Raw genomic sequence first — 211 nt, forward strand, 5'->3', positions numbered from 1 at the left:
AGTTTGGAGCTACAATTAATTTCCATTCTTCTTTTCTGATGACAAAAACACCTTCTTTAGTATGATGAATAGTTGCCGCTCTTGCATATCCTTTTTGCTGTAGTAATAAAGGCAACATGCTATAACTATCTTCAGCTTCACAATCTTTTAATTTGTAATCTACAATGTCTGCACAAGTTGCCATAAAATCTGTAGTACAAATTGTTGCTTC

Annotated in this window: 1 pseudogene; it reads right to left on the minus strand. The window is 33.2% G+C overall.

What is annotated here, in order from left to right:
• Positions 1-211: pseudogene (locus Q4548_RS17420) on the minus strand (arylsulfatase); the annotation flags it as partial.

This window comes from Wenyingzhuangia sp. 2_MG-2023, assembly GCF_030548295.1.
Classification (GTDB): domain Bacteria; phylum Bacteroidota; class Bacteroidia; order Flavobacteriales; family Flavobacteriaceae; genus Wenyingzhuangia.